This window comes from Anaerolineales bacterium, from assembly GCA_022866145.1.
GTDB lineage: Bacteria > Chloroflexota > Anaerolineae > Anaerolineales > E44-bin32 > PFL42.
This window is the reverse complement of the sequence record JALHUE010000147.1, coordinates 1-7,248: the sequence shown is the minus strand read 5'-3', so window position 1 is coordinate 7,248 and position 7,248 is coordinate 1. Positions and strand designations below refer to the sequence as shown.

Sequence of the window (7,248 nt, the reverse complement as noted above, 5' to 3'; positions counted from 1 at the left end):
GGTCTTGTTGGTGAAGACTACGCTGACTTCCGACGTGAAACTCTTGATATCGTACGGCCCCATCGCATGGCACTGGGTGTTGAGGGGGATGGTCAGGCCGTAGGGGTCGTAGGCGCCGGTGTCATGCAGGAACACGTCCTTCAGGCCCAGGATGTGCCCGTCCCGGCTGAGGGCGATCTCAACGTCGTGAACCTGCCCGCGTTCCTGGGTGGTGGCGTAGAAGTTCTCCCGCCGGTCCTCGATCCACTTGATGGGACGCTTGAGCTTCTTCGCCGCCCAGGGGATCACCAGCTCCTCGGGATAGAACATCATCATCTTGGGGCCGAACCCGCCTCCGATGAAGGGGGCAATCACCCGCACCTGGTTCTCCGACAGGCCCAGCCTGGCCGCCGTTCCGTTGCGGATCGGGATCGGGGCCTGGGTCGTATCCCAGATGGTCAGATGCTGGCTCTTCTCATCCCAGTCGGCGACGATGCCGCGGTTCTCCATGGCTGCCGCCGCCCCGCGATCGATGACGATTCGGCGCTGGAAGACCAGATCGGCCTGCCGGCGGGCGGCTTCATAGTCGCCCTTCTTCTGGAACAGGTGGGCGGCCAGATTCGATTCCAGGTCATCGTGCACCAGGGGACTGCCCGGCTGCAGGGCCTTTTCCAGGTCGACCACCGCCTCCAGGGGCTCCAGGTCCACCACGATGTCTTCGACCGCATCCTCGGCGATGTAGCGGCTCTCGGCGATGACCACGGCCATCGCCTCACCCGCATGACGGACCTTGTCTTTGACCAGCGGGACCTGTCGGCGCGAATAGAACACGACATCCTTGGCAGTTGGTGGGGGAGAAACCAAAGGGGGGCCCGGCTGCCAATCGTCGCCCATATCTTCCGCCGTGAAGACGGCGACCACGCCCGGTCGTTGGCGGGCGGCGCTCACATCCATGCCGAGCAGGCGGGCGTGGGCGTAGTCACTGCGTAAGAAGGCCGCGTGGAGCAAACCGGGTATTTCAACATCATCCACAAATTGGGCTTGCCCGGTCAGCAGGCGGGGATCTTCGTTTCGCACTACGCGTTTTCCGATGAATTTCCTAGTCACAGACCTGCTCCTGTGTTGACAACACGATAATTGGGTGTTGCATCGATCAACTGTTGGGCTACTCGTCTATGTTCTGGCTCTTTCGGCGGCCAATTTGACGGCGTCAACGATGTGCTGGTAGCCTGTGCAACGGCAGAGATTTCCAGAAATCGCTTCACGGATTTCTTGCTCGCTTGGGTCGGGATTCTGCTCCAGAAAGGGCACCACCGTGGTCAGGATCCCTGGCGTGCAGAATCCGCACTGCACGCCGTGCGCCTGCCGAAAGGCTTCCTGAATGGGGTGCAGATTGTCGATTGTTCCCAAGCCTTCGACCGTGGTGATTCTGTGCCCATGCGCCTGAATGGCAAAGATCAGGCAGGAGCGGACGGATTCCCCATCCAACAAGACCGTACAGGCTCCGCAAACGCCATGCTCGCAACCAACATGTGTGCCGGTCAGGCCAAGATCGTGGCGCAGGAAATCGCTGAGCAGCGTGCGCGGCTCGACCGCCTGTTCATAGCGCGTGCCGTTGACTGTCACGGCCATATCGAAGAGCTTGGGCATGGTTGGCTCCGTGGTTGCCATCCTATTCCTTCTCCGCGGCGCGCTTGAAAGCCTGCTCAAGGGCACGCCGAGCCAAAACGGTTGCCAGATGGCGGCGGAACTCCGCTGTGGCGTGGATGTCGCTGCTGGGATCGATGTCGTCGGAGGCGGCGACTTCCGCCGCAGCCCGAATGGCTTCCGTCGTGGGTGCCTGTCCCGCCAGCACGCCCGCCGCCCGATGGGCCTGCATCGGGCGGTCACCGGCACTCAAGAACACCATCCGGGCATGCTGACATCGGCCATTTTCATCCAGGGAGACGACAGCAGCTACGCCGATCAGGGCGAAATCGTGCTGCCGCCGGGCGACTTCCATCAATGACCATCCAGATCGTGCCGGCATGGGAGGCAATGCCACCTCCACCAACAATTCACCGGGTTCCAAGACCGTCGCAAAGAGTCCGATGAAGAACTCATTCGCCGGAACCCAACGTTCACCGTCTTGGCTGCGCAGCCGGAAACGCGCGTCCAGGGCAACACTCAGAGATACGAGTTCAGCCGATGGATCCGCATGGGAGAGGCTGCCGCCAAAGGTGCCGCGGCTGCGGATTTGAGGATAGCCAATCTTGGGCATGGCGTCGTGAAGCAGGGGCATCCGTTCCGCAACCATGGGGTCAACTTCTACCTGATGGTGGCGGGTCATGGCCCCCAATCGCAAACCGCCATCCTCGTCTGGATTCATGTAGGCAAGGTCTGGGATGTTGTTCAGGTCCACCAGGATGGCAGGTTGAACCAGCCGGAAATTCATCATGGGAATCAGGCTTTGCCCGCCGGCCAGGACCTTGGCCTCGTCGCCATGCTCGGCCAGGTAAGCCAGGGCTTGCTCTACCGTTGTGGGTGCGTAGTAATCGAAGGGCGCTGGCTTCATAGACTTTCATCTCCTGGGCTATCGGTCATGCCGTGAGTGGATCTCCGCTCGTTCTCAGGAGGGTGAGGCAGACGCTCAAACCAGAGCGGCGACGGAATGCTACGGCCGCCTGCCCATAGCTGGAAGGTGACCTGCATGTGCCCCAGGTGAAGGGAGGTATGGTCGATCACATGCAGAAGGCACCAACGCACGGGGACCGTGCGGCCTGCGGTCTGACGCGTGTCCTCTAGATCGGTGTCCTTCAGCGTCAGGAAGACTTCCGTTGTCTCCAGCGCCGTGTTCTCCAGCAGCCGGATGATCTCCGCCGAGGAGGCCGCCAGCGTGGCAAACTCCGCCTCCCGGTCGCGGGTCGCCGGGCGACCGCCGACCACTTCCGAGATCCAGAAATGCTCCGCACCCGTGCTGTGGGCGACCAAAACAGCCAGGGAGTTTGTGGCGCGATCATCTTTTCCTTCGAAGGGCCGCCAATTCAGGGCTTCTGCGGGCAATTCGGCAACCAGGCCGGAAATCTGGCTGCGCAGATCTTCAATTCGTTCCAAGTAGTTGGCTAACTCGGTGATCAATTTCCTTGTTCCAGTATGATCCGTCTGACGAATTCCGCGAAGGATATGGGTTGCCGCCGGAGCAGACAATTCAAGGCATTCGAGTTGCCCACAAGCCCGTAATCCTCATAGTAACAGAACATCTTGATCAACGCAGATACCTGATAATCACCCATGCCGGAGGCTCTGGCTCTTCGTTCCCATGCTTCAAGAGGTACAACTTCGGCGGTTACCGGGCGGCCCAGTTGTCCGCTCAACGTCTCAACGATTTCAATTTGGGACATGGCTGGCGTGCCGACCAACTCAATGGTCGCGCCGATCTCTCCGGGTTCAGTGAGAACAATGGCGGCTGCCTGGGCGACATCTTCCAGGTCAACCAGGCTCAGGCGCGTCTCTGGCGAGTACGGGACCGGATATCTGCCATGCTCGAGGATTTGATCCCAGGAAGCCGAAACATTCTGCATGTAGGCTGTCGGCTGCAAGATAGTGAAGCGCAAACCTGATGCGAAGAGGAGTTCCTCTACCCGCGCTTTCTGCCAGTGATGCGGCATGGCCTCGACGTGTGGATGCAACACCGACTGGAAGACAAAGCGCTCGACACTTGCGGATTTCGCGGCCGCAATGATGATCGTGCCAATGGAAGCCTCGTAAGGACTGACATTGGGGGCAATATGGTAGATTGCCCGAACCCCTTCAACGGCCTGCTGCATGATGGCCCGGTCGAGCAGGTCTCCAACGAGCGACTCTTGGACGCCAAGCGCCTCAAGCGAAGGCGCCTGTTCAGGACGGTGGATCAACGCCCGGATAGGCTCACGCTTTGCTGCCAGCGCCCGAATGACCGCCCGACCCGTTTTGCCGGCCGCACCGGTGACCAAGATCATCGCCGAAACACGCCAGCAAATCCTCGCCGACCGCCGTCGGCCCGGTGCCTCACCGGCCCTCTTTGAAGGCCACAAAGCGGGCCCACATCGATTCCGCTTCCATGGCCTTCTGCGGGTAGCAGCCAATGTAGTAGCGCCCGCTCTGGGCGGAGGCGATGTCCCCCGCCAGGTTCTCGGCATGCACGATCTTCTTCGGGAACAGGTTGAGGTGCATGTCCTGGTAGAAGTCGTCCAGCGGGTACATCTGATCCCAGTCCTTGCCGAAGTCCTTGACCAGCTTGGCGTTGGCCTCGGCGAAGGTCTTGGGATGCCAAATGCGCATGATGGTGTTCATGGGGTGATCGGCGGATACGGCGTCCACACCGATCCATTTGAGCCCCAGGTCCACCGCCCAGCTGGAGAAGTCGGCCGAGGGACCGGGGTGCTTGACCATGTAGCGAAACTCATCCGAGTCGCGGCTGAACCAGCCGTACTGGTTCCACCCCGTCTTGATAACCAGGATATCGCCCTTGCGGATGTCGACCACCTCCTCGATCATCTTGGGGGTGTAGACGCTGGAGTCGCTGACCTTCTGTGAGATGTCGGCGATGACGCCGGGTCCGACCCATTCCGACAAGGGCACCTGTCCGATCGTGCGCCCGTTGGGATAGAAGTGCTTCTCGCCGTCCATGTGCGTGGCGAGGTGAATGCTGGCATTGCAGATGGAGCCGTTGCGTCCCATGCCGAAGTACTGCCCGCCCACGCGTTTGGTGTAGGTGACGCTTAGGGGAACGTAGTTGAGCCACTGCGGGGTCTGGACGCTGAAGGGCACGGTCATGTCGATCATTTCCGAGCTTTGCATCGCGGCGATGAACGCTTCTTCGCTCATTCCAGCCGGCGCGGTCAGGGCGGAGACACGCGCCCAGGCGGTCTCGACTTCAACGAAGGGGATCGGCATGATCTGGATCCAGGCGCGCTTGTTCTTCAGCAGGTCGATCTCGCCGACAATGCACTCGACCAGCACGAGATGCTGCTGTGGCATCGTCAGGTGGGTGAGCTCGTAGTACTCGCCTTGCGGGAAGGCCTCGTCCCAGGTCTTGCCGGTTTCCCGCTTCAGCTTCTCCTCGGCCAGCTTGAAGTGGCTCTCATGCATGCGGCGGATCGGGGTGTTCATGGGATGTTCGGCGGCACCGCAGTCCACCCCGATGACCTTGAGCTTCATGTCCAGGGCCCACTTGTAGAAGGCGATGGAAGGACCCGGATGGCGCACGAGAAACCCGAATTCCATGGATTCCACGCCGCCCTGCGCCTTCGGATTGTTCACCTGCGGCTGGTCCCAGGAGTACTTGTGATACCCGGTGTTGATGATCAGGATGTCACCCTGCTTGACCTTGGCCTTCTGGGTGATCATCTCCGGGGTGATGATGCTGTAATCCGAGACCATGTCCGAGATGTCGACGATCACGCCGGGGCCGCATAGATCCTTCAGCGGAATGTCGGCGATGGCGCGGCCGCCGGAGTGAAATGCCCGTTCGCCTACCAGGTGCGTGCCTACCGTATTGCTCCAGTTCAGGATCTGACCGTTGGCGCCCTGCCCGCCGCCATACGCACCGGTGACGCGCTTGAAGAAGTGCACTTCCAGCGATTTCTCACCCGGCCAAGGGGGAGTAAAGACACTGCAGCCTTGAGTCAGGTCGTGCAACTTGGCCTCACTCATCATCGCAATGAAGCTTTCGCGGTCCATGCTCGCCTCCGTCATCTGCTAGATGGGTCTAGAACCCGTACCGATCAGCGAAGGCAACCAGCGCCTCTTCAAACACGCTCATTGGGGCTGAAACAACACCCGCGCCGACCTGTCCAACCCCTGGATCCTTGTGAGCCACGCCCGTGTTCACACGCGGGGTGATCTGCTTTTCAACAACCTTGCGGATGTCAATACCGGTCGGGGTGCCGCGGAAATCAAGGTATGGGATTGTGAAATGTTTGTGTTCGGCATAGGTGATTTCGTACATGTCGAGGGTGGTATTGATGGCGTCTTTGGGCACACCACCGATGAAGGTGACCAAGGCGGGGGCGGTTGCCATGGCAAAACCACCGATACCGGCAGTTTCAGTGATGACACTGTCGCCAATATCGCGGCAAGCGTCTGATTCCTTAAAGCCCGGGAAGTAAAGCGCCTTGACCATCGGGGATTGTGCTGTGAACCATTTGTCTCCCAAACCGCTGACCTGGATGCCAAAATCGGTGCCGTTGCGAGCCATGATGGTGACGATCGTGCTGCCTTCCACATTGTGACCGGCGGCGGTCATGGATTTGCAGCCAGCCATGACGGGGTTGAGAATGCTCAAGGCATTCTCGCCAAGGAACTTGGTCACTTCAAACGCGGTGGCGCTGTCTTTGGCGGTCTTGGCTATGTAGGGGGCCAATTGCGTTGTCCACAATACGGAGGCGGCGTCCAGGCGGTTATGTCCGTCATCGCCCATGTGAAGCGCTTTGGAAAGGATCGCCCGAATATCAATGCCGCCAATTGCTTCCAATGCGGCTCTGATCGTTGGACCCAGTATGGATTCCATCCAGCGTAGTTTATCCAACACTTCCTGGCTGTACGCACCCATGCGCAGGACTTTGCCACGGCCTTCATTTAGGTTGGAGAAGCACTTGATCTTGTGGGTCTGGTTCTCAACAACATAGACCAGCATGGAAGGTGAGATCACCCCGGCCATGGGGCCCACGCACATATGCTCATGGCAGGGCGAGAACTCGATCTTGCCTGACTTGAGCATCCTCTCGGCGTCGTCGCCGTCCTTGGCCTTGCCCTCGAAGATCAGGGCGCCCATCATGGCGCCTCGCATCGGGCCGGCCATGCGCTCCCAGGTCACTGGAGGACCCGCATGCAGGAGCATGTTGTCGTGTAGGCCGGGCACTACCTCGATCGCCTTGGCCATGGTGGTGGCGATCGGCCGGGCGTCCATCATGCGCTGGGTGACTTCGGTGTTGGCCTTGTCGATATCCATAAGCACCTCCAGATCGTCGGCGGGAGGCTTTACGCCTATCCCGCGTGCAAGCTCAAGGAAGACCTTTCGTCCCCGGGCACGGAACCGGGAATGCGTGCTGGAAGCGAATGCTGGGTCGCAGCGGCACAGGAGTCCATCGAACGAAGCGGGAACCACGCATCGGCGGCAAGGCGTTCACCCCTTGAGCGGCACTGGTGGGGGGTGACATACGAGGAGTTGAACCTCCACGCTGGCCAGGCCGTGAGGCAGGCAAAGGCTGCCCCGGCGGGCCGGTTCAGTTGCTGCCACACACTCCGCCC

At 60.3% G+C, this 7,248-nt stretch carries 7 protein-coding genes; all 7 read right to left on the bottom strand.

Annotation, left to right across the window (positions count from 1 at the left end):
- Positions 1 to 1,086, bottom strand: a 1,086-nt coding sequence (locus tag MUO23_04610; protein MCJ7512232.1) for a molybdopterin-dependent oxidoreductase, incomplete at its 3' end; no start/stop codon positions are given.
- Between the two features lie 66 nt (positions 1,087 to 1,152).
- The gene (locus MUO23_04605) at positions 1,153 to 1,650 is read right to left on the bottom strand and encodes a (2Fe-2S)-binding protein (GenBank protein MCJ7512231.1); all 498 of its coding nucleotides are present in this window, start codon (positions 1,648 to 1,650) and stop codon (positions 1,153 to 1,155) included.
- A gap of 1 nt (position 1,651) precedes the next feature.
- Positions 1,652 to 2,533 (bottom strand): xanthine dehydrogenase family protein subunit M, encoded by an 882-nt coding sequence (locus tag MUO23_04600; protein ID MCJ7512230.1) that lies wholly within the window; start codon positions 2,531 to 2,533, stop codon positions 1,652 to 1,654.
- Positions 2,530 to 3,072, bottom strand: coding sequence for a DinB family protein (locus MUO23_04595; protein ID MCJ7512229.1), 543 nt, complete (start codon positions 3,070 to 3,072; stop codon positions 2,530 to 2,532). The genes MUO23_04600 and MUO23_04595 overlap by 4 nt, the downstream gene beginning before the upstream one ends.
- A gap of 20 nt (positions 3,073 to 3,092) precedes the next feature.
- Positions 3,093 to 3,956 (bottom strand): NmrA/HSCARG family protein, encoded by an 864-nt coding sequence (locus MUO23_04590; protein ID MCJ7512228.1) that lies wholly within the window; start codon positions 3,954 to 3,956, stop codon positions 3,093 to 3,095.
- A 49-nt stretch (positions 3,957 to 4,005) separates the two neighbouring features.
- Positions 4,006 to 5,679: a cyclase family protein gene (locus MUO23_04585; protein ID MCJ7512227.1), complete on the bottom strand. Its 1,674-nt coding sequence runs from the start codon at positions 5,677 to 5,679 to the stop codon at positions 4,006 to 4,008.
- A 28-nt stretch (positions 5,680 to 5,707) separates the two neighbouring features.
- Positions 5,708 to 6,949: a DUF1116 domain-containing protein gene (locus tag MUO23_04580; GenBank protein MCJ7512226.1), complete on the bottom strand. Its 1,242-nt coding sequence runs from the start codon at positions 6,947 to 6,949 to the stop codon at positions 5,708 to 5,710.
- Positions 6,950 to 7,248 lie beyond the last annotated feature (299 nt).